Genomic DNA, 24953 nt, shown 5'->3' with positions numbered 1-24953 from the left:
CGTGGTCGGCATGGACACGACAGGCACCACACCAGCCGCCCGGACCAGCACTGATGCCGCTCCGGCGACACCCGCCGGCCCTCCCGCACCGCCCACCGACGTCCTGCCCTGGCCGTCGCTGCTCGTGCTCGGCGCGGGCACGCTGTTCATGGTCACCGCCGAGATGCTGCCCACGGCGGTGCTCCAGCAGATGAGCACCGGGCTCGGCGTCGCGGAGTCCAGCACCGGCCTGCTCGTCTCGATGTGGGCGGCGGTCGTCGTGGTGCTGAGCTTTCCGCTGGTGCGGCTGACCCGCCGGTGGGACCGGCGCGCGGTGATCGCCGGGGGACTGGCGGTGCTCGCGCTGTCGTCCGCGCTCACGGCGCTCGCCCCGACGTTCCAGGTGGCGGTCGGCGCGCGGGTGCTCGGTGCGGCCGCCGTCGGCCTGCTGTGGGCGACGACCAACGCGCACGTGGCCGACCTGGTCCCCGACCGCCTGCTCGGCCGGGCCATCGCCGTCGTGCTCGGCGGGGCGACCCTCGGGATGGTGGTGGGCACGCCGCTGGCCCGGCTCGTGGCCGACGCCGCCGGCTGGCGCGCCGCCTTCTGGGCCCTCGCGGTCCTGAGCCTGCTGGCCGCGGCCGCGGTCCGGCTGGTCGTGGCCCGGGCGGCCGTCGCGGACGGCCCGGCCGGGGCCGGGGCCGGCGGCGGTGCGGACGCCGTCGGCGTGCCGCGGCGCGGGACGGCGCGGCTGCTGACCGTGACCGGCCTGGTCGCGCTGGTCCTGGTGGGCCACTACGGCGCGTACACGTACATCACCCGGCTGGCCGAGGCGCCCGCGCAGTCGCTGCCCGGCGGGATGAGCACCCTGCTCCTGGTGTTCGGGCTCGCCTCGGCGATCGGCGTCGCGCTTGCGGGCAGGCTCGGCGACCGCAGCGGCCCGGCGCTGGTGGTCAGCGTGGCCGCGACCGCGCTCACCGTGCTCGGGCTCGGGGCCGCGGACGCCGGCGCTGTGGTCGGGGTCGCCGTCGTCGTGGCGTGGGGCGTCGTGTCGGGCGCCATGCCGCCGTTCGCGCAGACGCTGATCCTGCGGCTGGCCGGGCCCGAGCGTCGCTCGTTCGCGGGCGCGCTGATCCCGGTGCTGTTCAACGGCGGGATCGCCGTCGGGGCGGCGCTCGCCTCGTTCGTGGTGGCGGGGTCCGGGGTGACGGCGGTGCCGTTGCTGGCGGCCGTCGTGGTCGGCGTGGCGGCGGTGGGCCTGGCGGCGGCGGTCCGCCGCGCCTGACGGCCGCCCCGCGTAGGGGTCAGCAGGCGGGGGCCACCGGGCTGCTCGAACCGGTGTTGACGTACGCGTCCGAGATCCAGTTGCCCGGCCCGATCCGGTTCCACACGTTGGAGGTGCCGTAATAGCCGGTCACGGTGGTGCCGGTGGCACTGCACTCGATCACGACGTTCGCGTGGTTCCCGGCCTGCCCGACGGCGGCGTTGCCGGTGCCGGGCCCGGAACGCACCGTGAGCGGTCCGCCGCTGGTGCGCACGATGCCCTTGGGGCCGGAGCCGGTCCACAGGTAGGTGACGGTGGTCCAGGCGTTGTCCGTCAGCCCCAGGCCGTCCCAGAACGTGCCGTCCGCGAGGTCGATCCCGGCCGGGTTGGCCACCCGGCGTCCGAAGCCGTCGAGCCCGCCGTTGTAACCGTCCTGGTAGGCGGCCTGCGCCTGCGGCTTGCCCTGCGGCAGGTCGGCCCAGGACTGGCGCGTTCCGGACGCGTTCCAGTGGTCGTCGGTGGTGTTCCACGGGCCGACGTCCCACACCGGGGCGTACGCGCAGCGCCCGGTGCTCGCGGCGCAGACCCGCACGGAGTAGCTGCCCGAGTTGTTCGACGACAGCCCGCGCCGGGACGGCAGGGCGACGAAGTGGTCGCGCGACGTGATGACGTGCCCGTTGGCGGTGGTGCCGCCCACGAGGCCCTCGCGGGTCGCGTACACGGTGTACGCCCGCTCGCCGGACGTCGGCCGGGCCTCGACCTCCTGGAGGGACCGGGACCGCCGGGTCTCGGGGGTGAGCGTCACCTCCCGCACGACCGGGCTGGTCTCGCCGTCGCCCACGAGCGTGACGCGGGCCTGCACGGTCCGCGCCGCCACCGGCAGCGGCGAGCCGGCCGGGACCCACTCGGTCCAGGAGTCGGGACCCTCGTCGGCGTACCGGCCGCGGACGTCGACCAGCACGGAGGTGCCGGCCGGGGTCGCCGCGTCGACGTCGGCGGCGACGCCGCTCGCGCGGGCGTCGAGCTCCACCGGCTCGGCGACGAGCTGGCCGGACATCTCGCGGCGCTCGGGCGAGGCTGCGCCGGCAGCGGTCCCGTCACCCGCTTGCGTGGACGGCGCGGCCCCGGCCGCCCCGTCGAGCCGCAGCCCGTCGCCGGAGGTGCGCACCCCGGCGTCGTCCGCGCCGACGTCGGCGAGGTCGACGGACCACGCCCGCGCGGCGGCGTCCGTCCCGGACCCGGTGACCGGGGTGACGGCTGCGACGGCCGTGCCCGAGACGACCAGGAGGGCGCAGGTGGTGGCCGCCAGGAGCGCGGCGCGGCGTCGGGGACTGCGTACCTGGATCAGCATGTGCTGAATGTAGGCGACGGACTATTTCACCCGCGAGGGGAAACGGGTGAAATCTCGGTCGATCGGAAACCTGTCCGGCGACGAGGCGTGTGGCACCTCCCAGGGCGCCCGGGGGACCGCCCGCGTGGGGCATGATCGGAGGAGCACCCAGCGGTGGCACCGGAACAGCGGTGACCCCAGACCAGCAAGGAGAACGACGTGTCCGAGTTCCTGGCCGACAAGCCCGGCAAGTACGACCTCGACGGCGACGGCATCCCGGACGTCGAGGTCGCAGACACCGACGGCGACGGCGTGGTGGACGCCCAGTACGAGGACTACGACGGCGACGGCGTGCCCGACGTCGAGCTGTACGACACGGACGGCGACGGCGTGCCCGACGTCGTGGTGGAGACCGCCGGCGGCACGGCGACGATCTCGGTGGACACCGACGGCGACGGCGAGGACGAGCCCGTGGACTCGTTCCCGGCCTGACCCCCGCTGTCGGCCTGGCGTCGCCCGGCGTCAGCCCCGCACCGGGGCTGACACCGGCCGGCCGTAGACCAGCCGGCGCAGCAGCACCTCGGCCGGGCCGCGGCGGCCCGTGCGTTCCTGCCAGACGGCGAACGCGACCGTGAGCCCCCACACGACCACGGCGTACAGCAGCATGCTCCACGAGCTGAGGTACTGGCCCAGCCCGAGGCCCCACGCGGCCAGGACCGGCGCGCACAGCACGGACTGCAGCAGGTAGGACGTCAGCGACCGCTTGCCGACCGCCTGCACGGCGCCCGCGAACGGCCCGTCGGTGAGGAAGAGGTTGCGCGACGGCGCCCCGGTGCGCCGCTGGGCGACGCGGTGCCCGATCAGGCCGAACAGCGCGACGTACCCCAGGCCGCCGAAGAACCCGGTGAGGAACTGGACCGGGTAGAACACCCACGCGGCGTGGTCGGGAACGTCGATCGCGCCGACGTGGTCGAGCGCGGAGGGCAGCGGCCCGAGCCAGCCGATCGTGATGCCCACCACGGCGACCCGCCGCAGCAGGGTCAGGTGCTCGCCCGGGTGCTCCAGGATGCGGCGGCGTCCGGCCCAGAACGCGAGCAGGAGCATCATCGGGACCACCAGGACGAGCAGGCCCTGCAGGAACGTGCCGAGCGTCCAGTAGGTCAGCCGCTCGCCGATCGAGGCGAGGTACGACGTCGTGGCCATCGACTCGCTCGACGGCGCGAGGTCGGCTGCGATGCTGCGGGCCGTGGGGTCGTCCGCGGGGAGCTGCGCCAAGAACCAGGCACCGATCACGGCGAAGGCCGTGCCGATGGTCAGCAGGATGCCGAACACCCACGTCCACACGAGCAGCGTGCGGTCCTTGACCTGGAAGAACAGCCACACCATGAGCAGGCCCGCCAGGCCGTAGGCCCCGAGCACGTCGCCCATCCAGAGCAGCGCCGCATGCACGAACCCGAACGCGAGCAGCAGCCAGTTGCGCCGCTGCAGCAGCCGGCGGGCCGCCCGCTCCGGGGTGCCCGAGGCGACCTGACGGTTGTAGAGCTGCATCATCCCGTAGCCGAACAGGAACGCGAACATGGGGTAGGTCCGCAGGTCCACGAGGACGATGATCAGGAAGTCGGCGACCTTGTCGACCGCCGACCCGTCCACGGGGTGCGACGCCCCCGCGCCCATCTCGCTGCCCCACAGGTAGTACGGCGTGTTCGCGATCGCGATCAGCAAGAGCATGAAGCCCCGAGCCAGATCGGGTGCGGGGGAACGTTCGGCGGCCTGGACTGGTCCTCGGGTGAGGGCGGCGGTCGTCATGGACCCATCTCAACAGCAGGGAGCCCGGTCCGCGAGGAAAGCGCTAGGCCGCGGGCTCGCCCAGGCGGGCCTGCTCCTCCTCGACGATCCGCCGCGCCAGCTCCTTGTCGGTGACGTCGGTGACGTCGGTGACGTCGGGGCCGGACGCCGTGGGCACCGTCGAGCGCCCGGCGTACTCCGCGAACAGCTCGGCCTTGGTGCCGAGGATGTCCAGGAGCCGCTCGTCCACGCTGTCCTCGATGAGCAGCCGGTGCACCTGGACGGTGCGGACCTGGCCCATCCGGTGCGCGCGGGCGATGGCCTGCGCCTCCACGGTCGGCTTGACCTGCGGCTCGCACAGGATCACCACGGAGGCGGCCTGGATGTTGAGCCCCACGCCGCCGGCCTCGATCTGGCTCACCAGCACCCTGGGCTCCGCCGCCTGCGTGAACTCGTCGACCAGCTCCTGGCGACGGGCCGACGGCACGGATCCGGTGATGGGCCCGACGGCGAGCGGGCCCAGCTCGGCGAGCACCCGCTCGATCACGTCGCGGAAGTAGGAGAAGACCACCACCTTGCGGTTGTTCTCCACCGCCTCGTCGACGATCTCGCGCAGCCGGACCAGCTTCGCCGTCGGCTCGGGGGCCTCGACGAATGCGGCCCGGCGCATGTCCGCGAACGACCGCGCCAGTACCGCCTGGCGGTAGGCGGCGCCGTCGTGCTTGCCGAACCGCTCCCACTCGTCGACCTGGACCAGCGCGGGCAGCTCGGTGAGCACGTCCTCCTGGTTGCGCCGCAGGTACACCGTCGCGACCGACCGGCGGAAGGCCGAGGCTCCCGCGAGACCCGCCGCCGGGTCGATGTCGTCGGCGACCTCGGGCTTGAGGTAGCCCACCAGGCTGCGGAACTCGTCCACGGTGTTCTCCATGGGGGTGCCCGACATGAACAGCACGCGCTCGGCCGCGCGGGCCCAGTCCGCCGTCCGCTCGGAACGCTGCGCCTCCGGGTTCTTCACGTAGTGCGCCTCGTCCACCACCAGCAGGGCGGGGCGCGGCAGGTCGCCGGCCCGCAGGTGCCCGAGCTGGGGGAAGGTCGCGACGCCGACGCCGCCGTCGGCCGCCCACTCCTTGATGCCCGCCTCGCGGTCGTCGCCGTGCAGCACGCGGACCGAGAGCTCGGAGTGTGCCGCGACCTCGCGGGCCCAGTTGGCCGCGACGCTCGCGGGGCAGACCACGAGGAAGTGCGTGCTCCCCTGCGCGGCGAGGTGGGCCATCACCGCGATGGCCTGGACGGTCTTGCCCAGGCCCATCTCGTCGCCGAGGATCGTGCGCCGCTGGGCGAGCGCGTACCGGGCGCCGAACGCCTGGTAGCCGCGCAGCGAGACCTTCAGCAGCGAGGTGTTCAGGTCCTGTGCCGCGACCTCGCCCACCACGTCCTCGGGCAGGAAGCCCTCGGCGGCCGCCACGTCGATGCCGAGGTCGACCAGGTCGCCCAGCGCGGTGATGTAGGCGGCGGCCCGTGCCTCGTAGTCGCTCCAGACCTCGGCGTCGGACGTCGCGGTCAGCACCTCGTCCAGGCGGCGCAGGTCGTCGGTGATCCCGACGGCGTCGAGGTCGTCGCAGAGCGTGCGCAGGTCGGTCAGCGCGGCGTCGGCGCGGTCGGTGCGCGTACGGCCGGCGAAGAACCGCCGCACGAACGTGGCGCGCAGCGCACCGGCCTCGGCCAGGCGGGCGAGCTCCCGCACGTCGACGTCGAGCCGGTCCTGCCAGGTCGCGAAGAAGCGCTGGACGTGCAGGTGGTCGTGCAGCGCGCGCACCAGGCGGGTGGCGAGCGGGTCGGCGGGAGCGTGGTCCAGCCGGAAGGCGAGCCCGGCGTCCACGGCGCTGAACACCTGCTGGGCCGCCTCGCGCAGCGCCTCCGCCGTGCGGGCGCCGACGCCCGCGATCGCCGTGAGCTCCTCCGGGGCGGCCGCCCGCACCTGGCCGACGGTGCGGTACCCCGCCTGCTCCACCGGGCCGAGGCGCAGGCGCCCCGTGCCCACCTCGCGGATCCGGTCGAGGGGCACCTCGGACAGCTCGTCCAGCACGCGCGCGTCGCGCGCCGCGCGGTAGGCCGCACGGACGCGTGCGGGGGCGCCGCGGCGCTGGCTGAGGGTACGGGAGCCCAGGTCGTGCCGGGTTCCGGCGTGCTCGAGCAGGTCGCGGGCCTCGCCGCGGGACCAGGTCTTCATGGCCGACGACGGTACTGGGTGCGGGCCGCTCCGAGGGCCTCGACGCGCGTCGTGGACCAACGTTTCTTACATACCGGACCGAATGCTCATTCTGGTAGTTTCGTCGCACCAAAAACAGGAGGAACGAGTGAGCACGGACGCACTGCCGGAGCAGGCAGAGGTGGCGCAGGCCGCCGCGACAGGGGAGCCGGCACCGGGGACGTCGCCGCAGGCGGCGTCGGCCGTCGCGGAGCCCGACGCCGGCCCGCAGCCGGTCGCAGAGGCGGCTCCGGTCGCGGGGGCGGCTCCGGTCGCAGAGGCGGCTCCGGTCGCAGGGGTGGAGCCGGCCGCCGCGCCGGCACCGGCCGCCGCGCCGGCACCGGCCGCCGCGCCGGCACCGGCCGCCGCGCCGGCACCGGCCGCCGCGCCGGAGCAGGACGAGGGTCCGGAGCGCGAGGACAACATCGAGACGCGCACCGCCGCCCGGCTGCACCAGCTGGTGGCCTCGGGCGCGGAGAAGCTGCCCGGCGAGGCCGGCAGCACGGTGTCGCGGCTGGCCGTGGCACTGCTGTCGTTCGGCAGCCAGGCGGCGGCCAAGGACCAGGAGAAGTCGACCTCGGCGCTCGTCGGCGAGGCCGTCGGCCTCTTCAAGAGCCTGGACGACGACCCGGGCAAGCAGCGGGTCGCCCTGGAGCACGCGCTGGAGACGGTGACGACGTCGGCGCTCGGCAGCAAGGAGCGCTCGCAGGTGCTGGAGGTCGCCGAGGAGGCGATGGGCCTGTGGGCCAAGCTGCGCGGGACGTCGTCCGACCTCGCCAAGTCCGACGCCGCCACCTCGATGCGCTCGCTCACGAGCGCGCTGCGCAAGGAGGGCCGCGACGACGAGGCGGACGAGGCCGAGTCGGAGGCCAAGCGCCTGGAGTCCTGACCCGACCCCCACCTCGTTGAGTGCTGGATATTTGTCCCTTTTCGTGTGCCAGTTCGTGTGCCAGGAGGGCGAATATCCAGCACTCGACGCTCAGGGGGTGCAGGCCGGGGTGGCCGTGAGGGTCACGCCCTCCGGCATGTCCGCCGCCGTCGGCTCGCGGCCGGCCATGGCGCAGGCCCGGGCGATCATCTGTTCGTCCGAGAAGGTCCACCCCGTCGTGACGCCGTGGTCCTGGACCACCAGCAGCTGACCGTCGCCGGCGTACACGTCGCTCGGCGCGACGGTGCCGCCCGGCGCGTAGAGCCGGGTCGCGAGCGCGCCGACCTTCTGACCGGTCCCGACATCGAAGAACGCCAGCGCCGAGCCCTGGTTGCGGGCGACGAGGTCGGGCCCGGGCAGCACCGCGAGCACGTCGCCGTAGGTGCCGGTGAGGTCGAGGCTCTCGGGGGCGCCCGGCCCGGAGACCGCGCGCAGGCGCACCTTCGAGTCCAGGCCCAGCGTGACGAGCTGCTCGGGCAGCGCGGTGTCCTCGGGGCTGCTGCGCTCGCCGATCACGTGCACCTGGTCCACGCTGCTGCCGCGCACCGTCCAGACGTCGCTCTCGCCCCGGGCCGCGGCCTCCAGGTCGGCCACCCGCAGCGAGAAGTCACGGGGCGCGACGGCGACGCTGCTCCCGTCGTCGGCGACCGCCACCCGGCCGGGTTCCACCCACTGCGACGCGAGCCGTGGCGTGGTGCCGATCGGCCCTGGTACGTACAGCGCCCGCTGCTGGAGCCCGGCGTCGAGCAGGTGCAGTCCGGAGCACGCGTCGACCAGCACGATGTCGTCGCGCGTGCGCTGGGCGCTCACGATCGTGGCGCAGGCCGGGTCGCCCCGGTCCAGGCCCGGCCCGACGAGGTCGCGGAACCCGGCCTCGTACCCCGCGGTCGTCCCGCCCTGGGTCCGGTAGGCGTCGCCGTCGGGGGTCACGAGCAGGAGCCGGGTCTCGTCGAGCCAGACCGGCAGCAGCGGGCGTCCGGCGTCCGGGCTGCCCGCGGGCAGGTCCACCGTGCCGAGGCCGTGGATCATGACCGTGCCGTCCGACCAGGACGCCGCGGTGCTGGCCGGCTGCGTGGGCCCGGCGCGGTACGTGGCCAGGACGGCGGTCGGCCCGCCGGGATCGGCCCCGCCCGCCGCCGCGCGGGCCGCGGCCGCGCCCGCCGCGCTCGGCAGGGGTACGTCCCCGTGGGTGCCGGCGGTGCTCCACAGTGCGATCCGGCCGTCCGACGCCGCCGCGACCCGGTCGACCCCGACCAGGACCGGCGACTGAGGCCGCCGGATGCCCGACAGGTGCCAGGTGCGGTGCACGTCGGTGCCGGCGCCGATCTCGCACGCGACCAGCCCGTCGTCCGTCGCGACCAGCGCGCGCGTGGTGGCGTCGTCGACCGCCACCACCTCGGGGTTCGACCAGACGCGGGGGACCGGGCAGTCGGCCGACCGCACGGAGCCGTCCGCCCAGTGGTGCAGGGTCACGGTCGTCGCGTCGCCGTCGGAGCTCAGCGTCGCCCAGTCCTGCAGGGACGGCGACGGCACGCCGCCCTCGGGCAGCTCGACGGGCGCGGCCCCGGTCAGCTCCAGGGAGTCGAGGCTGCGGATCTCCAGGGTCCCGGCGGCGGCGTCGGCCACGGCGAGGGTGCGGCTGGAGCCGACGGCGAGCGCGGTGACCGCCAGGTCCGTCTCCGCCTTGGTCCGGAACGCCAGCCGCTGCTCGTGCGGACGCTGCGGGCCGTCGTCGGACTCCAGGACGGCGAGGTCGCGTCCGGCGAGGTTGATGCTGCCGATCCGGTTCCGCCCGGTCTCGGCGTCCCGCCACGCGATGAGCAGGGTGTCGCCGGCGGGCGTGACCGCCACCGCCGTCGTGCCCGGCAGGTCGAGGTGCGTCTGCCGGCTGGTGCTGCCGGCCGGCAGCGGCCCGAACCGGCCCACGGTCACGCCCAGGTCGTCGACCGCGGCGACCACCGAGCCGTCGGCGCTGCCGGCCACGACGGGGCCCGTGCGCCGGGACCCGCTCCCGGGCCCGCTCACCGTGCCGAAGGGGGTGCGGTCACCGCGCAGCACCGTGGGGGCGCCGTCGTCCGGGTTCCAGCGCACCAGGTCACCGGTCTCGGTCCGGCCCACGACGCCGGTGCCGGTCGGCGCGACGTCGGCCAGCCCGGTCTCCTCGGGCACGTCGACGGTGCGCAGCAGGTACGGGTCCGCCGGCTCGTTGGCCGTCACGGCGTTGAACAGCGCCGTCCGGGTCTGCCCGTCCCGCAGCCGGCGGACCGCCTCGACGGCCAGGAGCTGCGCCGTGGCGGGATCGTCCTGGTGCACCACGTGCGACGTCGCGCCCAGGAGGTGGGCGGCGTTGGCGTTCACCGCCTCGTTCGCGCGGTCCGCCTCCCGCTCCGCGAACGCGAACGCGCCGATGGACAGGGCGAGCATGACCCCGAGGGCCATGTTCACCAGCCGGTTGCGCATCCCGGCCGAGCTCTGCCGGGCGATGTGGGCGCTGAGGATCTCCTCGGTGCTGACGTCGGGACCTCGCAGCGGGGCGACCAGCTCCGCGAGCACCCCCGCCAGGTCCTGGTGGTGGCGCCAGCGCCGGCGCTGGCGCAGCCTCGTCAGGTCGGTCCACTTGGGCTCGTGGTCGATCCGCTCCACCAGCGGGGCGGGCAGCGCCGTGGTGCTGATCGCGTCGATCTCGTTCGCCGTCTGGTCCCAGACGATCTTGCCGCTGGTCAGCGCCACCAGCAGGGTCTCGGGGCCGCGGTGGTCGAGCCACCAGGCGACCTCCTTGGCCACGTACTTCGAGCTCGCGGCGCCCTCCGAGGCGAGCAGGATCAGGTAGTCGGACCGCTCGAGCTTGAGCTCGATGGCGTCCCACAGGCTCGGGTTGTTCGCCAGGCCGGTCCGGTCCAGAAAGATGTTCAGGTCCGGCACGTCGTCGCGCTTGTCGAAGTCGAGGAGCTGCGCGTGGAACTCGGGCGCGAACTCGCCGTCGGAGTCCCGGCTGTACGACAGGAAGGCGTCGTACCCGTCGGTCCGCGGCGCCGCGTGCGCGCGGGCGGTCGGGAGCAGGGAGCGGACAATCCGGTCGGTCATCCTGCTCCCGCAGCCTTTCCTCGGCGAATGTTTGCGGACCGGGAGAAACATATCCCTCGGTGTGTAGTGTCGCCGCAGGTCATGACGCTAGTCACCTTCGTGGTGAAATGCACGGTTAGGCATGGATCGTGCGATCCGACGAGGAAGGTCTGAGATGGCACCCGAGCTGGTCGTCCCCCGCGACGGGCCCCGGCGGCTGCGCGTGCGCCGGTCCTGGGTCCGCGCCGGCTTCACGGCGCTCTTCGGCGTCGCGTTCGGCCTGGGGCTGTGGGGCTTCTGGCTCTACCGCACCTCGCCCGACTTCGAGTGGGGCACCACCGGCTGGGACCTCGTCTACTACTCCGTCCAGCTCTTCGTGCTCGGCGCCGAGGCCACGAACCAGGGCGGTGACCTGCCCTGGCAGCTCCAGGCGGCCCGGTTCCTCGCCCCGGTCGCCACCGGCTACGCCGTCTTCGAGGCGGTGCGGTCGCTCTTCGCCGACCAGTTCGTGCTCATGCGCACCCGCCGGATGCGGGGACACGCGATCGTCGTCGGCCGCACGCCCGCGGCGGACCTCATCGCCGAGGCGCTCGCGGCCCGCGGTGCCGTCGTCGCCCGCACCACGACCGGCGACGCCGAGTCCCTGCGCAACGCGGGCGTGTCCGGCGCCGCCGTCCTGTACGCCTGCGCGGCCGAGGACGACGAACCGGGCGTCAACGTGCTCACCGTGGCCGTGGCCAACCGCGCGGACCGGGCCGCCGACCTGCCCGGCCTGCGCCTGAACGCCCACGTCAGCGACCCGGAGCTCGCGCTCGCGCTGCAGGCCCGGCACCTGAGCCACCCGCAGCCGGGCGTGGACTTCTTCACGCTGGGCGAGCTCGTCGCCCGCTCCCTGGTCCGGCGCGACCGGGTCCTCGCGCGCGGCGTCGCGCCGCACATCTCCGTCGTCGGGCACGGCACGTTCGGCCGGGCGCTGGTCGTGGCGTTCGCGCGGCTGCGCAGCGTCGAGATCGCCAACGGCGGCGAACCGCTCACCGTGACCCTGGTCGGGCCCGGCGCGTGGGAGGCCGCCGAGGCGCTGCGCGCCCGCTGGCCCAGCGTGCGCGCGGCATGCCGGCTCGTCCCCGTGGACACGTTCGCCGAGGTCCGCGCGGTCGGCAGCCCCCAGCGCGTCTATGTGTGCCACGACGACGACGGCGACGCGCTCCGGGAGGCGCTGCACGACAGCGACCTCTGGCGCGCGAGCGAGGGCGCCGTCGTGCTCCGCCTGAACCGGCTCGCCGGGCTGGGCGGGCTCTTCGGCGCGCACGACGGCGCCATCCTCGACGACCTGGCCGGCCGTCTCGACATCGTCGAGCCGGGGACGCTCCTGCGCCGCGCCACCGCGCCCGGCGCGCTCGTGCACGACGACGTCTACGACCTGATGGCCGTCTCCGCCCACCTGACCTACCTGCGCAACCAGCGCGCCCGCGGTGTGGCGTGGCAGAGCACGCCGGCGATGGTCTCCTGGTCCGAGCTGTCCGAGGACCTGCGGGCCGCGAACCGGGCGCAGGTCCGGGCGATACCCGACCGCCTGCGGCAGATGGGCTGCACCGTCGTCCCCGCGGGCGACGTCGAGCACGGCCGGATCCCGGAGCCGGTGGTCGACGCGCGGGCCGTGGACGAGCACGACCGCTGGATGGCCGAGAAGGTCGCCGCCGGCTGGACCTACGGGCCCGAGCGCGACGACGTCCGCCGGCTGCACCCCGACCTGCGGCCCTGGGCGGACCTGTCCGAGCCCGACCGGGAGAAGGACCGCGCCGCCATCCGCGGCATCCCGGTGATCCTGGCCGACTTCGGCCTGCGGGTGGTCCCGCTCGACGACGACGCCGGCTGGGAGGCCGCGGACGCCCCCGTACCCGACCCGCGGGGTGTGGTCCGCGGCTGGCGGATGTTCGGCCGGGGCCGGACGGAGCAGCCGGGCGAGTCCTGACGTCGGCCGGGCCGTTCCGGGCTGACAGGATGGGCCCATGCGAAGCGTCACCCTTCTCGGCTCCACCGGTTCCATCGGCACGCAGGCCGTCGACGTCATCGGGCGCAACCCCGACCGGTTCCGCGTGGACGCGCTGTCCGCGGGCGGCTCGGACCTGCCGCTGCTCGCGCGGCAGGCGGCCACGCTCGGCGTCCGCGCCGTCGCGGTGGCCGACGCCGCCGCACGCCCCGTGCTGACCACCCTGCTCAGCGAGGCCGGCGCCGACGGCGTCGAGGTGCTCGCCGGACCCGACGCCGCCACCGAGCTGGCCGGCCGGGGGAGCGACGTGGTGCTCAACGGCATCACCGGCTCCGTCGGGCTGCGCCCCACGCTGGCCGCGCTCGACGCCGGCTCGACGCTGGCGCTCGCGAACAAGGAGTCGCTCGTGGTGGGCGGCGCCCTGGTCAAGGCCGCGGTGCGGCACGAGGGGCAGATCGTGCCCGTGGACTCGGAGCACTCCGCGATCGCGCAGTCGCTGCGGTCGGGCTCCTCGGCCGAGGTGCGCAGGCTCGTGGTGACCGCCAGCGGCGGGCCGTTCCGCGGCCGCTCGCGGGACGACCTGCGCGACGTCACGCCCGCCCAGGCCCTGAAGCACCCCAACTTCGCGATGGGCCGTGTGGTCACCACCAACTCCGCGACGCTGGTCAACAAGGGTCTGGAGGTCATCGAGGCGCACCTGCTGTTCGACCTGCCGTTCACCGCCATCGACGTGGTGGTGCACCCGCAGCAGATGATCCACTCCATGGTCGAGTTCGTCGACGGCTCCACCATCGCGCAGGCCGGGCCGCCGCGGATGCTCGTGCCGATCGCGCTCGGCCTGTCGTGGCCGGACCGGCTGCCCGACGTCGACGTCGGCATCGACTGGACGCAGGCCGCGAGCTGGGAGTTCCTGCCCCTGGACGACGACGCGTTCCCCTCCGTCCGGCTGGCCCGCCAGGTGGGCGAGGCCGGCGGGACCCACCCCGCCGTCTACAACGCCGCGAACGAGGTGTGCGTGGACGCCTTCCACGACGGCACCATCGGGTTCCTCGACATCGTCGACACCGTGGCCGCCGTGGTGGAGGCGCACGGGACGACGGCGGCGGGCGACGCGGGGTCGGTCGAGGGCGTGCTGGAGGCCGACGCCTGGGCCCGGGCGCGCGCCGCGGAGATCCTCAAGTCGGCCTGACCGGCCGACTGACTCGCCGGTTCGGTTCCGCCGAGTCAGCCGGCCGGTCGGACCAGCCGACTGACTCGCCGTCGTCCGGCCGGCGAGTCAGCTGGTCGGTCGGTCGGTGAGCGGGTGGGTGGTGTGGGCGTGGTTTACCGGGCCGTGGCCCTGCCACGGGCCCGGCGCCGTCCCCGTTCCGCCGACGACCAGGGCGTCCGCCGCGCGCAGTGCCCCGGTCAGGTACTCCTTGGCGGCCCGGACCGCGGGTTCCCACCCGTCGTGCGCGGGTCGCAGCACGGCGCACGCCGAGCTGAGCGTGCAGCCCGTGCCGTGGGTGTTCCGCGTGGGGATCCGGGGCGCGACCAGCGCGACGACGCCGTCCGGCCCGAGCCCCGGGCCCGCGAGGTGGTCGACCGATTCCGCCGAGTCGAGGTGCCCGCCCTTGACCAGGGCGAACCCCGTGCCGAGTGCCCGCAGCGCCCGCGCCTGGTCGGCCGCCTCGCCGCCGTCCCGGGCCGGATCGGCGCCCAGCAGCACGGCGGCCTCGGGCAGGTTCGGCGTCACCAGGTCGGCCAGGGGGAGCAGCTCGTCGCGGAGCACCGCCTCGGCGTCGGGCGCCAGCAGCCGGTCGCCCGACGTCGCGACCATCACCGGGTCGAGCACCACGAACGGCGCCCGTCCCGCGGCCCGCAGGTCGCGCAGCGCCGCGGCGACCGCCCGGGCGACGGCGGCGTCCGTCGTCATGCCGATCTTGATCGCGTCCACGGCGACGTCGGCGAACAGCGTGTCGAGCTGTGCGCGCACCATGTCGGCGGGCACCGGGTGCACCCGCGTCACCCCGGTCGTGGACTGAGCCGTCAGCCCCGTGAGTACCGCGCAGCCGTAGCCGCCGAGCGCCGCGAAGGTCTTCAGGTCGGCCTGGATCCCGGCGCCTCCGGACGGGTCCGACCCCGCGATCGTCAGCGCCACGACCGGATGACCGGGCGGGCGGACGCGCGGGGGTGCGTCGACGCGCGCGGCGGCGTCGGCGACCTGGGCCGCGTCCCGTGCGGACGCGCTCACGAGGCGGGTCCCGTCGTGGTGCGCGAGCGCGCGTCCGACCGGTTCTCGGCCCGCGCCGCCGCCCAGGCCAGCGCGATCTCCCGTGCCGCGGCGGCCGGGTCGGGCCGGCCGCAGACGGCGGAGACGACGGCGCTGCCGGCCGCACCGGCGCCGTGCAGCGCGGCGACGTCCGCGGCCCGCAGCCCGCCGATCGCCACGCACGGCAGCGCCGCGGCGGCCGTGACGACGCTCAGCCGGGCGAACCCGATCGCCGGCCGGGCGTCCGACTTGGTCAGGGTGGGTCGCACCGGGCCCACGCCGAGCAGATCGACGGTGCCGGGCGGGAGATCGACCGCGGCTCGCGCCTCCTCGGGCGTGCTGACGCTCAGCCCGAGGTGCCGGTCCGGGCCCAGCAGCCGACGCGCGGAGACGGGGTCGAGGTCGCGCTGGCCCACGTGGGCGCCGTCGGCGTCGATCGCGAGCGCCACGTCCACCCGGTCGTCCACCACGAGCGGCACCCCGAGCGGCCGCAGCAGGGTGACCAGCGCGCGGCCGAGGTCCACCAACTCACGGGTGGTCGCGCCCGGGTCCCGGAGCTGGACGGCGGTCACGCCGCCGTCGACCGCCGCGCCCACCGTGGCGACGACCCCGGCGGGGCCGCCGCACTGCCCGGTGTCGGTGACGAGGTAGACGGACGGGTCGAGGCGGATCCGGGCGCTCACGCCTCGGCCCGTGCGGGCTCGTGCCCGGTGGCGGGCTCGTTCACCAGCCCGGCGCCGAACCCGACGGCCTCGGCGTCGACGTCGAACACGCGGTCGACGAGCTCCACGGCGAAGCTGCCGGGGGTGGTCGACGTGGTGCGGTCGGCGGCGACGCACAGCCAGGCTGTCGCGGTGGTCGCGGCGAGCAGGCGGTCCTCGGTGACGGCACTGCACGCGGCGACCAGCGCGCCGAGCGAGCAGCCGACGCCGGTCACGCGCGTCATCAGGGAGGTGCCCGCCTGGACGCGCACGACGCGCTCGCCGTCGGTGATCAGGTCGGAGGCGCCGCTGACGGCGATCACGGCGCCGGAGGACCGGGCCAGGGAGAGCGCGACGTCCCGCACGCCGTCGGGCGTGTCCAGGGAGTCGACGCCCCGGCCGCCTGCGCCGCCGGCGAGCGCCTGGATCTCGGACGCGTTGCCGCGCACGACGGCGGGGCCGCGCGCGAAGAGCTCGGCCGCGAGGCGGGTGCGCAGTGGCAGCGCGCCGATGGCCACGGGGTCGAGCACCCAGGGCACGCCGGCGGCGGTGGCGCCGTCGACGGCGGCGCGCATGCCGTCGGCCTGGCCGCCCTCGACGGTGCCGAGGTTGATGAGCAGGCCGCCGGCGACACCGGCCAGGACGGGCGCCTCCTCGGGGTCGGCGACCATGGCCGGTGCCGCGCCGGCGGCGAGCAGCACGTTGGCGGTGAAGTTGGTGACCACCACGTTGGTCACGCAGTGCACCAGGGGGGCGGTGTCGCGCACCGCGGTGACGACCGACGCGACGGCGTCGGGCAGGACGGAGCCCATGAGGCGTTCCCTTCGCTAGCACTACCTAGATCAGGTTCCACGGGTGCATCTCAGCCGGACTGGTGCCCGGCGCCCCGCGCCAAGTGGGCCGACCATATACGGCCGGTGCCCGTCTCGGGAACCGTCGGTGCGTGCTGGAAGGAGGGGTCAGGGGCGGTACCGCAGCCCGTCGACGAGCAGGTCGAGCATGCGCCGGCCGTGGTCGGGCTCCTCGTCGCTCATCGGCAGGGACAGCTTGGAGACGGCGTACAGCAAGTCCTTCGGGCTGGCGACGGCGCGGATGGCGCCGGCCTCGGCGGCGGTGTCGAGCAGCGAGCCGACGGCAGGGCCGAGCCGCCCGATGAAGTAGGCGGGCAGCGCGTCGAACGTCGGGTCGCCGGAGTGGAGCGCCGAGGCGAGGCCCCGCTTGGTCGCCAGGAACTGGGTGTACCGGTGGAGCCACTTCTCCAGCGCGGTGACGGGGTCGTGCTCGGCGGCCAGGGCGGGGGCAGCGTCGGCGGTGGCGTCGACCTCGGCCTGGAAGACGGCCTTGACCAGGTCCGAGCGCTTGGGGAAGTGCCGGTAGAGCGTGCCGACCCCGACGCCGGCCAGGTCGGCGATCTCCTTGGCGGGCGCGTCCACGCCCGACGTGCCGAAGACGGTCTTGGCGGCGTCGAGCAGCGCGTCGATGTTGCGCTGCGCGTCGCGGCGCAGGGGCCGCTGCTCTGTGTGCTGGGTCACTTCTCTCCTGGTCTCTTGCTAACCGGAATGGCTTTCCATATAGTTCCGGAAGGGCGTTCCGCTTCGTTCCAGAGTACGGCACCGCGGAGACGCCCACCAGACCTCTCGACCCCAGGAGGGCCCATGCAGTACCGCAGCCTCGGCCGGACCGGCATCAAGGTCAGCCCCTACGCCCTCGGCGCGATGATGTTCGGCGCGATCGGCAACCCCGACCACGACGAGTCCGTCAAGATCATCCACAAGGCCCTCGACGCGGGCATCAACTTCATCGACACCGCCGACGCCTACTCCCGCGGCGAGTCCGAGGAGATCGTGGGCAAGGCGCTCAAGGGGCGGCGCGACGACGTCGTGCTGGCCACCAAGGTGCACCTGCCCATGAGCGACGACCCCAACCACCGCGGCAACTCGCGGCGCTGGATCATCGCCGAGGTGGAGAACTCGCTGCGCCGCCTGGGCACCGACCACATCGACCTGTACCAGATCCACCGGCCCGACCCGGACACGGACGTCGCGGACACGCTGGCCGCGCTGACCTACCTCATCAACTCCGGCAAGGTGCGCGCCATCGGCTCGTCCACGATGCCCGCCGCCGACATGGTCCAGGCGCAGTGGGTGGCCGAGCGGCGCGGCCTGGAGCGGTTCCGCACCGAGCAGCCGCCGTACTCGATCCTGAACCGCGGCATCGAGCGCGACGTCCTGCCCGTGGCCCAGCAGTACGGCATGGGCACCCTCGTGTGGAGCCCGCTCGCCGGCGGGATGCTCACCGGCAGGTACCGCAAGGGGCGTGCCAGCGACGCCCATCGGGCCCAGTTCGGGTTCGCGCACCTGCAGGACGAGCGGCGCCTCGACGTCGTCGAGCAGCTCATCCCCGTCGCCGAGGAGGCCGGGATGCCGCTGAACCACCTCGCGATGGCGTTCGCGATCGCCCACCCGGGCGTCACCTCCGCGATCATCGGCCCGCGCACCATGGAGCACCTCGACAGCGCGCTCGCGGGCGCCGAGGTCAGCCTGAGCGACGAGATCCTCGACCGGATCGACGCCGTCGTGCCGCCCGGCACCGACATCGGCCGCCTCGACGCGGCCTACGACCCGCCGGCCATCCAGCAGGCGACCCTGCGCCGTCGGCCCACGGAACAGCGCGCGGCCGTCGCCTGACCCGCCCGCTGCGCAGGCCGCGCCCGCTGCGTCGGGCCGCGCCCGATAGTGCGCTTCTACCCAGCCATTACGCCCGGAAACACGCCAGTTTCGGGCGCAATGACTGGGCAGAAGCGCACTCTTGCGCCGACTGCCGACCACCGCCGTCCGACCGCCGACCAGAGCCCCGACCGCCGACCAGAGCCCCGACCGCCGACCAGAGCCCCGACCGCCGACTAGAGCCGCGTCCACGCCTCGCTCAGCACGCCCCGCAGGATCTGCTCGATCTCGTCGAACTCCGCCTGCCCCACCGTCAGCGGCGGCGCGAGCTGCACCACCGGGTCGCCGCGGTCGTCGGCGCGGCAGTACAGCCCGGCCTCGAACAGCGCCGGTGTGAGGAACCCGCGCAGCAGGCGCTCGGCCTCGTCGCCGGAGAAGGTCTCCCGCGTGCCCTTGTCCCGCACGAGCTCGATCCCGTAGAAGTACCCGGCGCCGCGCACGTCGCCCACGATCGGCAGGTCGTGCAGCCGCTCCAGGGTGGCCCGGAAGGCGGGTGCGTTCTCCTTGACCCGCCCGGTCAGGTCCTCCTCGTCGAAGAGGTCGAGGTTCGCCATGGCGACCGCCGCCGATACCGGGTGCCCCCCGAACGTGTACCCGTGCGCGAAGGTCGTGGACCCGGTCGCGAACGGTTCGAACACGCGGTCCGAGACGAGGCACGCGCCGATCGGGGAGTAGCCCGACGCCATGCCCTTGGCGCACGTGATCATGTCGGGCACGTAGCCGAAGTCGTCGCACGCGAAGATCGACCCGATCCGGCCGAACGCGCAGATCACCTCGTCCGAGACCAGCAGCACGTCGTGCTTGTCGCAGATCTCGTGCACCCGCTCGAAGTATCCGGGCGGGGGAGGGAAGCAGCCGCCGGCGTTCTGCACGGGTTCGAGGAAGACGGCGGCCACCGAGTCAGGCCCCTCCGCCTCGATGAGCGTCTCGATCTGGTCGGCGGCCCACCGGCCGAACGCCTTCGGGTCGTCGCGCAGGTTCTCCGCGGCCCGGTAGATGTTGGTGTTCGGCACCTTGAAGGCGCCCGGGACGAGGGGCTCGAACGGCTCCTTGAGGCCTGGCAGGCCCGTCACGGACAGCGCACCGTGCGTGGTGCCGTGGTAGGCGATGGTCCGGGAGATCACCTTGTACTTGCCCGGCCTGCCCTGCAGCTTCCAGTACTGCTTGGCCAGCTTGAACGCCGTCTCCACGGCCTCCGAGCCCCCGGTCGTGAAGAAGACACGGTTCAGGTCACCGGGTGCGTGGTGGGCGAGCCGTTCGGCGAGGTCGATGGCCGGCGGGTGCGCGAACGACCACAGCGGGAAGAAGGCGAGCTCGCCCGCCTGCCGGGCGGCGGCCTCGGCGAGCACCCGGCGGCCGTGCCCGGCCTGGACCACGAACAACCCCGAGAGCCCGTCGATGTACCGCCGGCCGGCCGCGTCCCAGACATGATGACCCTCGCCGCGCACCAGCGTGGGCACCCCGGCGTCCCAGGCGGACTGCCGCGTGAAGTGCCCCCAGAGGTGACGCCGGGCGGCGTCGTCCCGGGCCGTTCCGCGCGGCGTGACGTTCGGCCCGCTCGAGGCGGGCGCAGGGACTCCGGTCATCGTCTTCCCCTGTCGTGGGATGGGCGTCGCAGCCGACCCGACCAGGCTATGGCGTGTCAGACGCACAGGTCACCCGAGTGACCTGTACGTCTGACACGTCGGGTTACTTCAGCGGCGGCTCGTCCAGTTGAACACCGCCCAGCCCGTCACCAGCGCCCCCACGGTGACCAGAGCCGTCGCCGTGACCGCCTGGATCGGGCCGATCAGCGACGCGTCCAGCGCCACCTGGACCGTCCCGATCAGGGCGTACACCCCGGCGAACACGGTGATGGCCGACAGCGTGCCGTCCATGAGCCGGCGGCGGGACCGCTCGCGCCTGGCCTCTGCCGCGCGCTCGCGGTCGCCGTGCAGCCGTTCGAGGGCCGCGAGCCGGGCCGCGATGGGCTCCTGGAGCAGCTCGCGCAGCCGTTCGGTGACGACGGCGGCCTGCTGCTCGAACCGCGACGCGTGCAGGAGCTGGTTGAGCATCCGGGACTCCAGTGCGGAGGCGAGGAACGTGGGGGAGGTGATGGTGGTCAGGGTCGTGCGCACCTCCGAGGCGAACTCGTGCAGCCGCAGCTGCTCGCGCGTGAGCCGCTCCTTGCGGTCGGCGAGATCGGCGCCGTTGTTCACGTCGTGGTCGGCGAGCATGGTCGCGACGATCCGCAGGTGGTCCGCCAGGGTGGCGTTCCAGGCGCTGAACAGCCCGTTGAGGCTGGCCACGAACTCGGCGAGCGAGCCGTACTGGGAGATCTTGAAGTGCGCCGTGCCGACCAGCGCGACGGTGGTCGAGTTGGTGGCCACGGCCACGACGTCGCCCAGATGCCGCACCCCCTCCAGGAGCACGGGGTTGCGCTGGCGCAGGGTCCAGTCGCACAGCGTGGCCGTGCCGTAGGACACGGGCTGCAGCAGCACCTGCGAGCCGAACGCGGCGAGCATCTCGTCGCCCATGTTGACCGGCGTCCGGCGCTCCGGGGGTGCGGCCGGGCCGCGGCCCCGGCTCGCCTCGTAGACCGTGGTGACCACGTGGGCCCGCCCCTGGGCGATCTCGGTGCCCTGGCGGACCAGGTCCGCCGTCGCGCGCTGGAGCAGGTCGGCCAGGTCGAAGAGGCGTTCCGGCGGCAGCGCGCCGCCGGGGTCGACGTCGACGGGCGAGCCGTCCAGCGCGATCCACCGCACGCGGATGTCGGCGTGCAGGTTGGACAGCCGGAACCGGGCGTCGCGGACCTGCTGCGGCGACTGGTCGCGCGACGAGTACCGGAACCGCACGTAGTGGTTGCCGAACTCCGTGAACCGCACGTCGCAGGACAGCTCCGCGATGAACGTCCCGTCGGGCTGCTCCAGGCGCACGTTCGGCATCGACAGCGACGCGCCGCCGTACGGGCGGGCGGCCCGGTCGACGCTCGCCCAGACGTCGTCCATCTTGAGGCGGCCGCGCACGGCGAAGGCCTGGACGCCGAGCAGCTCCGGGTGCTCGTCCCGGTGCGCGAGGCGGCGGATGGCGGTGACGGCGGCGGCCGGCCGCACGTCCCGCAGCCCGAACGGGTAGACGTAGACGGTCCGCAGCCGGTCGAGCGTGAGCCAGGTCGAGTCGAGGTTGCGGTACAGCTCGGTCAGGTGCATCCGGCAGGAGCGCAGCTCGCTGGCCAGGATGTAGTTGAGGTGCCGGTCGGTCTCGGCGGCGCGCAGGCCGTCCAGCGCGGGCCCCAGCCGGGCGGGTTCGCCCGCCATCGCGTCGGACGCCGCCCGCGCGGCCTCGGCCAGGGCGCGGAAGTACCGCACGCGGGTCACGGCCTGGGGCACCAGGGCGCGGCGGAACGGCGACGTCGGGTCGGGGATCGCCCGGGCGGCCCGCAGCAGGTCCCCGCACCGTTCCCCGGCCCGGCCGGCGGCGTCGGCCACGCGGAGCAGGTCGCCCGCGCTGCGGGCGGCCGCCGTGTGCATCTGGGTGATCAGCGTGCGGAGCAGCACGGCGACGGCGTCGCCCTCGGCCCGGCAGACGTCGTCCGGCGCGCGGTCGCGGCAGGTCTCCCAGGTCTCGACGAAGGCACGCAGCGGCACGATGATGCGGCCGTGCCGGAAGGTGTACTGCAGGGCGTCGCTCGCCTGCGACCACAGGTACGCGCCGAGCAGTGCGGCGGCGCGCGGCCGGGCGACGACGGCGCGCAGCGCGGCGGCGGTCTCTGGGCCGCGCGGGTCGCCGGGCACGGGGTGACGGCGGTTGGGCGCGTCGCCGTCGTCGCCCATGTTCCAGCGCGAGGCCGCCCAGATCGCGCTGACGTCCACACCGATCTCGCGCAGCTGCCGCGCCACCCGGGAGTCGCCGTCGGCCGCGGACCAGGCCTCGGTCTGGAACATCGAGGTCAGGCTCTCCGCGAGGGAGGACGGGCCGTGCGCGTGCAGCTCCCGAAACCCAGGGACGGACGAAACCGACATGCGCTCAGGTTAATGATCAGTAACCGATGTTTCAACGAATCACCATGTGGGCGGCATGGAGTGAACGTCGGGTGGTTGTCGCGGGGGGAGCCGTGCGGTCCCTGCCGGGCTGTCAGACAGGTGCCGTAGTCTCGGTGCCGTGAGCATCGTTCCGCACGTGGTTGGCTGGCTCGTCCTGCTGCTGGGCATCATCGTCTCCGTCGGTCTGCACGAGGTGGGGCACATGGTCCCCGCCAAGAAGTTCGGCGTGCGCGTCAGCCAGTACATGGTCGGCTTCGGGCCCACCCTCTGGTCACGGACCAAGGGCGAGACGGAGTACGGGATCAAGGCCATCCCCCTCGGCGGGTTCGTGCGGCTCATCGGCATGATGCCGCCGGCGCCGGCAGGGACGCGCCGCCGCAGCGGCTTCTGGGGTGAGCTGGTCGCCGACGCCAGGGACGCGTCGGTCGCCGAGGTGCGCCCCGGCGAGGAGCACCGGGCCTTCTACAACCTCTCGACGCCGAAGAAGCTCATCGTCATGTTCGGCGGGCCGTTCATGAACCTCGTCATCGCGACGGTCCTGCTCGGCGTGATCCTGGTCGGCTACGGCACGATGGTCACCTCCACCACCGTCGCCCAGCTCTCGGAGTGCGTTCCCGCCTCGGTCACCTCCACGGCGACGGGCGACGACTGCGAGGGGCAGCCGGCCGCGCCCGCCGCGGCCGCAGGGCTCCAGCCCGGGGACGAGATCGTCGCGTTCGGCGGCGCCGAGGTGCACACCTGGTCCCAGCTCGTGGGCCTGATCAACGACTCCGCCGGGCAGGCGGCCGAGGTGGAGGTGCTGCGCGACGGCGAGCGGACCACCCTCGAGGTGACCCCGGCCCCGGCTGACCGCCCCGTCGTGGACGAGAACGGCGCGCCCGTGCTGGGCGCGGACGGCGAGCCCGTGGTGCAGGAGGGCGGGTTCGTCGGCTTCTCCCCGCTCCAGGTGCGCGAACCGCAGCCGGTCTCGAGCGTCCTGCCCGCCGTGGCCGACCAGACCTGGCAGACGCTGACGATGGTCGCCACGCTCCCGGTCCGTGTCGCGGACGCGGCGACGCAGGCCTTCACCGCCGAGGAGCGTTCGCAGGACTCCGTCCAGTCGGTGGTGGGGGTCGCGCGGATCAGTGGCGAGATCATGGCACTGGACGAGGCGATCCTCGACCGTGTGATGTTCTTCCTGAGTCTGCTCGCGAGCCTCAACATCGCGCTGTTCGCCTTCAACATGATCCCGCTCCTGCCGCTCGACGGCGGGCACCTGGTCAACGCCCTCTACGAGGGCGGCAAGCGCACGGTCGCCCGGATCCGCGGGGCGGCGGTGCTGCCCGGCCCCGCCGACGTCGCCCGCATGACCCCGGTGGCGTACGTGGTGTTCCTGATCCTGCTCGGCGTGGGCGGCGTCCTCATCGTGGCCGACCTGGTGGATCCCGTGCGGATCACGTGATGCCAGACACCAAGTGCGTTTTGCACCTTCTGAAGCGTGGATACTGATCCTGTGACCGCAATCAGCCTCGGCATGCCAGCAGCACCCCCGCCGGTCCTCGCCCCTCGCCGCAAGACCCGCAAGATCAAGGTCGGCAAGGTGGAGGTGGGCGGTGACGCTCCCATCAGCGTGCAGTCCATGACCACCACGCCCACCACCGACATCAACGCGACCCTCCAGCAGATCGCGGAGCTCACCACGGCAGGCTGCGACATCGTGCGCGTCGCCGTCCCGACGTCCGACGACGCCGAGGCGCTGCCGATCATCGCGAAGAAGTCGCAGATCCCCGTGATCGCGGACATCCACTTCCAGCCCAAGTACGTCTTCCAGGCGATCGACGCGGGCTGCGCGGCCGTCCGCGTGAACCCGGGCAACATCCGCAAGTTCGACGACCAGGTCAAGCAGATCGCCCAGGCCGCGAAGGACGCCGGCATCTCGCTGCGCATCGGCGTCAACGCGGGCTCGCTCGACAAGCGCCTGCTCGCCAAGTACGGCAAGGCCACCCCGGAGGCCCTGGTCGAGTCCGCGGTCTGGGAGGCGAGCCTCTTCGAGGAGCACGACTTCCACGACTTCAAGATCTCGGTCAAGCACAACGACCCGGTCGTGATGGTGCGCGCCTACGAGCTGCTCTCCGAGCGCGGCGACTGGCCCCTGCACCTCGGCGTCACCGAGGCGGGCCCCGCGTTCCAGGGCACCATCAAGTCGGCCACCGCGTTCGGCGCCCTGCTCAGCAAGGGCATCGGCGACACGATCCGCGTCTCCCTCTCGGCCCCGCCGGTCGAGGAGGTCAAGGTCGGCAACCAGATCCTGCAGGCGCTCAACCTGCGCCCGCGCAAGCTCGAGATCGTGTCCTGCCCGTCGTGCGGCCGCGCCCAGGTGGACGTGTACACGCTCGCAGAGAAGGTCACCGCCGGTCTGGAGGGCATGACCGTCCCGCTGCGCGTCGCCGTCATGGGCTGCGTCGTCAACGGCCCGGGCGAGGCCCGCGAGGCCGACCTCGGCGTGGCGTCCGGCAACGGCAAGGGCCAGATCTTCGTCAAGGGCGAGGTCATCAAGACCGTTCCCGAGGCGATGATCGTCGAGACCCTCATCGAAGAGGCGATGCGGATCGCGGACGAGATGCCCACGCCGGAGAATGAGGCGCAGGCCGGTTCGCCGGTCGTCTCGGTCGGCTGAGCAGGACCTC

At 74.0% G+C, this 24953-nt stretch carries 18 protein-coding genes and 1 riboswitch; of the genes, 8 read left to right on the top strand and 10 right to left on the bottom strand.

Annotated elements, in window-relative coordinates; translation table 11 throughout:
• Nucleotides 1–10: 10 nt before the first annotated feature.
• Entirely contained in the window at nucleotides 11–1264 is a 1254-nt protein-coding gene (locus ACIPN7_RS07125; RefSeq protein ID WP_400539445.1) for an MFS transporter, read from the top strand.
• Between the two features lie 19 nt (nucleotides 1265–1283).
• On the opposite strand, the gene ACIPN7_RS07120 is transcribed toward ACIPN7_RS07125, so the two are convergent.
• Entirely contained in the window at nucleotides 1284–2594 is a 1311-nt protein-coding gene (locus ACIPN7_RS07120; protein ID WP_400539442.1) for a hypothetical protein, read from the bottom strand.
• Nucleotides 2595–2792: 198 nt separating this feature from the next.
• Here ACIPN7_RS07120 and ACIPN7_RS07115 point away from each other — a divergent pair, with 198 nt between their 5' ends.
• Nucleotides 2793–3065, top strand: a complete 273-nt coding sequence (locus tag ACIPN7_RS07115; RefSeq protein ID WP_400539439.1) for a hypothetical protein — start codon at nucleotides 2793–2795, stop codon at nucleotides 3063–3065.
• A 30-nt stretch (nucleotides 3066–3095) separates the two neighbouring features.
• Here ACIPN7_RS07115 and ACIPN7_RS07110 read toward each other — a convergent pair whose 3' ends face one another.
• Both ACIPN7_RS07110 and ACIPN7_RS07105 read right to left on the bottom strand, forming a co-directional pair.
• Nucleotides 3096–4379, bottom strand: a complete 1284-nt coding sequence (locus ACIPN7_RS07110) for a DUF418 domain-containing protein (protein ID WP_400539436.1) — start codon at nucleotides 4377–4379, stop codon at nucleotides 3096–3098.
• A gap of 43 nt (nucleotides 4380–4422) precedes the next feature.
• A complete protein-coding gene (locus ACIPN7_RS07105) occupies nucleotides 4423–6588 on the bottom strand; it encodes a DEAD/DEAH box helicase (RefSeq protein ID WP_400539433.1) in 2166 nt (721 codons plus the stop codon).
• A gap of 127 nt (nucleotides 6589–6715) precedes the next feature.
• Between ACIPN7_RS07105 and ACIPN7_RS07100 the strand changes: the two genes are divergently transcribed.
• Nucleotides 6716–7495 (top strand): hypothetical protein, encoded by a 780-nt coding sequence (locus tag ACIPN7_RS07100; RefSeq protein WP_400539430.1) that lies wholly within the window; start codon nucleotides 6716–6718, stop codon nucleotides 7493–7495.
• Nucleotides 7496–7585: 90 nt separating this feature from the next.
• Here ACIPN7_RS07100 and ACIPN7_RS07095 read toward each other — a convergent pair whose 3' ends face one another.
• Nucleotides 7586–10618, bottom strand: coding sequence for a hypothetical protein (locus ACIPN7_RS07095; RefSeq protein WP_400539428.1), 3033 nt, complete (start codon nucleotides 10616–10618; stop codon nucleotides 7586–7588).
• A 154-nt stretch (nucleotides 10619–10772) separates the two neighbouring features.
• Here ACIPN7_RS07095 and ACIPN7_RS07090 point away from each other — a divergent pair, with 154 nt between their 5' ends.
• Together ACIPN7_RS07090 and dxr are read left to right on the top strand one after the other, a co-directional pair.
• A complete protein-coding gene (locus tag ACIPN7_RS07090; RefSeq protein WP_400539425.1) occupies nucleotides 10773–12569 on the top strand; it encodes a RyR domain-containing protein in 1797 nt (598 codons plus the stop codon).
• 37 nt (nucleotides 12570–12606) lie between these two features.
• Nucleotides 12607–13776, top strand: a complete 1170-nt coding sequence (gene dxr, locus ACIPN7_RS07085) for a 1-deoxy-D-xylulose-5-phosphate reductoisomerase (protein ID WP_400539423.1) — start codon at nucleotides 12607–12609, stop codon at nucleotides 13774–13776.
• Between the two features lie 87 nt (nucleotides 13777–13863).
• Here the strand turns inward: dxr and thiD are convergent, their stop codons facing one another.
• From thiD to ACIPN7_RS07065, 4 genes are all read right to left on the bottom strand, one after another.
• Nucleotides 13864–14727 carry a bifunctional hydroxymethylpyrimidine kinase/phosphomethylpyrimidine kinase gene (gene thiD, locus ACIPN7_RS07080; RefSeq protein WP_400540408.1) on the bottom strand — a complete coding sequence of 288 codons (864 nt, stop codon included), beginning with the start codon at nucleotides 14725–14727 and terminating at the stop codon, nucleotides 13864–13866.
• Nucleotides 14728–14816: 89 nt separating this feature from the next.
• Complete coding sequence (gene thiE / locus ACIPN7_RS07075) at nucleotides 14817–15521, bottom strand: thiamine phosphate synthase (RefSeq protein WP_400539422.1); 705 nt, start codon at nucleotides 15519–15521, stop codon at nucleotides 14817–14819.
• Nucleotides 15518–16351, bottom strand: a complete 834-nt coding sequence (gene thiM / locus ACIPN7_RS07070; protein WP_400539419.1) for a hydroxyethylthiazole kinase — start codon at nucleotides 16349–16351, stop codon at nucleotides 15518–15520. Before thiM ends, thiE begins: the two co-directional genes overlap by 4 nt.
• Nucleotides 16341–16438: riboswitch (TPP riboswitch) on the bottom strand. Its footprint overlaps the gene before it by 11 nt.
• Nucleotides 16439–16498: 60 nt before the next feature.
• Entirely contained in the window at nucleotides 16499–17071 is a 573-nt protein-coding gene (locus ACIPN7_RS07065) for a TetR/AcrR family transcriptional regulator (protein WP_400539417.1), read from the bottom strand.
• Nucleotides 17072–17194: 123 nt separating this feature from the next.
• On the opposite strand from ACIPN7_RS07065, the gene ACIPN7_RS07060 reads away from it, so the two are divergent.
• Entirely contained in the window at nucleotides 17195–18226 is a 1032-nt protein-coding gene (locus ACIPN7_RS07060; protein ID WP_400539414.1) for an aldo/keto reductase, read from the top strand.
• Between the two features lie 215 nt (nucleotides 18227–18441).
• Here the strand turns inward: ACIPN7_RS07060 and ACIPN7_RS07055 are convergent, their stop codons facing one another.
• Nucleotides 18442–19851 carry an aspartate aminotransferase family protein gene (locus tag ACIPN7_RS07055; RefSeq protein ID WP_400539411.1) on the bottom strand — a complete coding sequence of 470 codons (1410 nt, stop codon included), beginning with the start codon at nucleotides 19849–19851 and terminating at the stop codon, nucleotides 18442–18444.
• A gap of 108 nt (nucleotides 19852–19959) precedes the next feature.
• The gene (locus tag ACIPN7_RS07050) at nucleotides 19960–22266 is read right to left on the bottom strand and encodes a hypothetical protein (protein WP_400539408.1); all 2307 of its coding nucleotides are present in this window, start codon (nucleotides 22264–22266) and stop codon (nucleotides 19960–19962) included.
• 139 nt (nucleotides 22267–22405) lie between these two features.
• Between ACIPN7_RS07050 and ACIPN7_RS07045 the strand changes: the two genes are divergently transcribed.
• Together ACIPN7_RS07045 and ispG are read left to right on the top strand one after the other, a co-directional pair.
• Entirely contained in the window at nucleotides 22406–23728 is a 1323-nt protein-coding gene (locus tag ACIPN7_RS07045; RefSeq protein WP_400539406.1) for a M50 family metallopeptidase, read from the top strand.
• Nucleotides 23729–23800: 72 nt separating this feature from the next.
• A complete protein-coding gene (gene ispG / locus ACIPN7_RS07040; RefSeq protein ID WP_400540406.1) occupies nucleotides 23801–24943 on the top strand; it encodes a flavodoxin-dependent (E)-4-hydroxy-3-methylbut-2-enyl-diphosphate synthase in 1143 nt (380 codons plus the stop codon).
• Nucleotides 24944–24953: the final 10 nt, after the last annotated feature.

Source organism: Promicromonospora sp. NPDC090134, from assembly GCF_044746965.1.
In the GTDB taxonomy this organism is placed as follows: domain Bacteria; phylum Actinomycetota; class Actinomycetes; order Actinomycetales; family Cellulomonadaceae; genus Promicromonospora.
The sequence above is the reverse complement of the archived record's forward strand: the minus strand, read 5'-3'. Positions and strand labels throughout refer to the sequence as shown.

Coding starts and splice junctions, on each gene's coding strand:
- ACIPN7_RS07125 (WP_400539445.1), top strand. CDS start 11: ATGGACACGACAGGCACCACACCAGCCGCCCGGACCAGCACTGATGCC.
- ACIPN7_RS07120 (WP_400539442.1), bottom strand. CDS start 2,594: ATGCTGATCCAGGTACGCAGTCCCCGACGCCGCGCCGCGCTCCTGGCG.
- ACIPN7_RS07110 (WP_400539436.1), bottom strand. CDS start 4,379: ATGACGACCGCCGCCCTCACCCGAGGACCAGTCCAGGCCGCCGAACGT.
- ACIPN7_RS07105 (WP_400539433.1), bottom strand. CDS start 6,588: ATGAAGACCTGGTCCCGCGGCGAGGCCCGCGACCTGCTCGAGCACGCC.
- ACIPN7_RS07095 (WP_400539428.1), bottom strand. CDS start 10,618: ATGACCGACCGGATTGTCCGCTCCCTGCTCCCGACCGCCCGCGCGCAC.
- ACIPN7_RS07090 (WP_400539425.1), top strand. CDS start 10,773: ATGGCACCCGAGCTGGTCGTCCCCCGCGACGGGCCCCGGCGGCTGCGC.
- dxr (WP_400539423.1), top strand. CDS start 12,607: ATGCGAAGCGTCACCCTTCTCGGCTCCACCGGTTCCATCGGCACGCAG.
- thiM (WP_400539419.1), bottom strand. CDS start 16,351: ATGGGCTCCGTCCTGCCCGACGCCGTCGCGTCGGTCGTCACCGCGGTG.
- ACIPN7_RS07060 (WP_400539414.1), top strand. CDS start 17,195: ATGCAGTACCGCAGCCTCGGCCGGACCGGCATCAAGGTCAGCCCCTAC.
- ACIPN7_RS07055 (WP_400539411.1), bottom strand. CDS start 19,851: ATGACCGGAGTCCCTGCGCCCGCCTCGAGCGGGCCGAACGTCACGCCG.
- ACIPN7_RS07050 (WP_400539408.1), bottom strand. CDS start 22,266: ATGTCGGTTTCGTCCGTCCCTGGGTTTCGGGAGCTGCACGCGCACGGC.
- ispG (WP_400540406.1), top strand. CDS start 23,801: ATGCCAGCAGCACCCCCGCCGGTCCTCGCCCCTCGCCGCAAGACCCGC.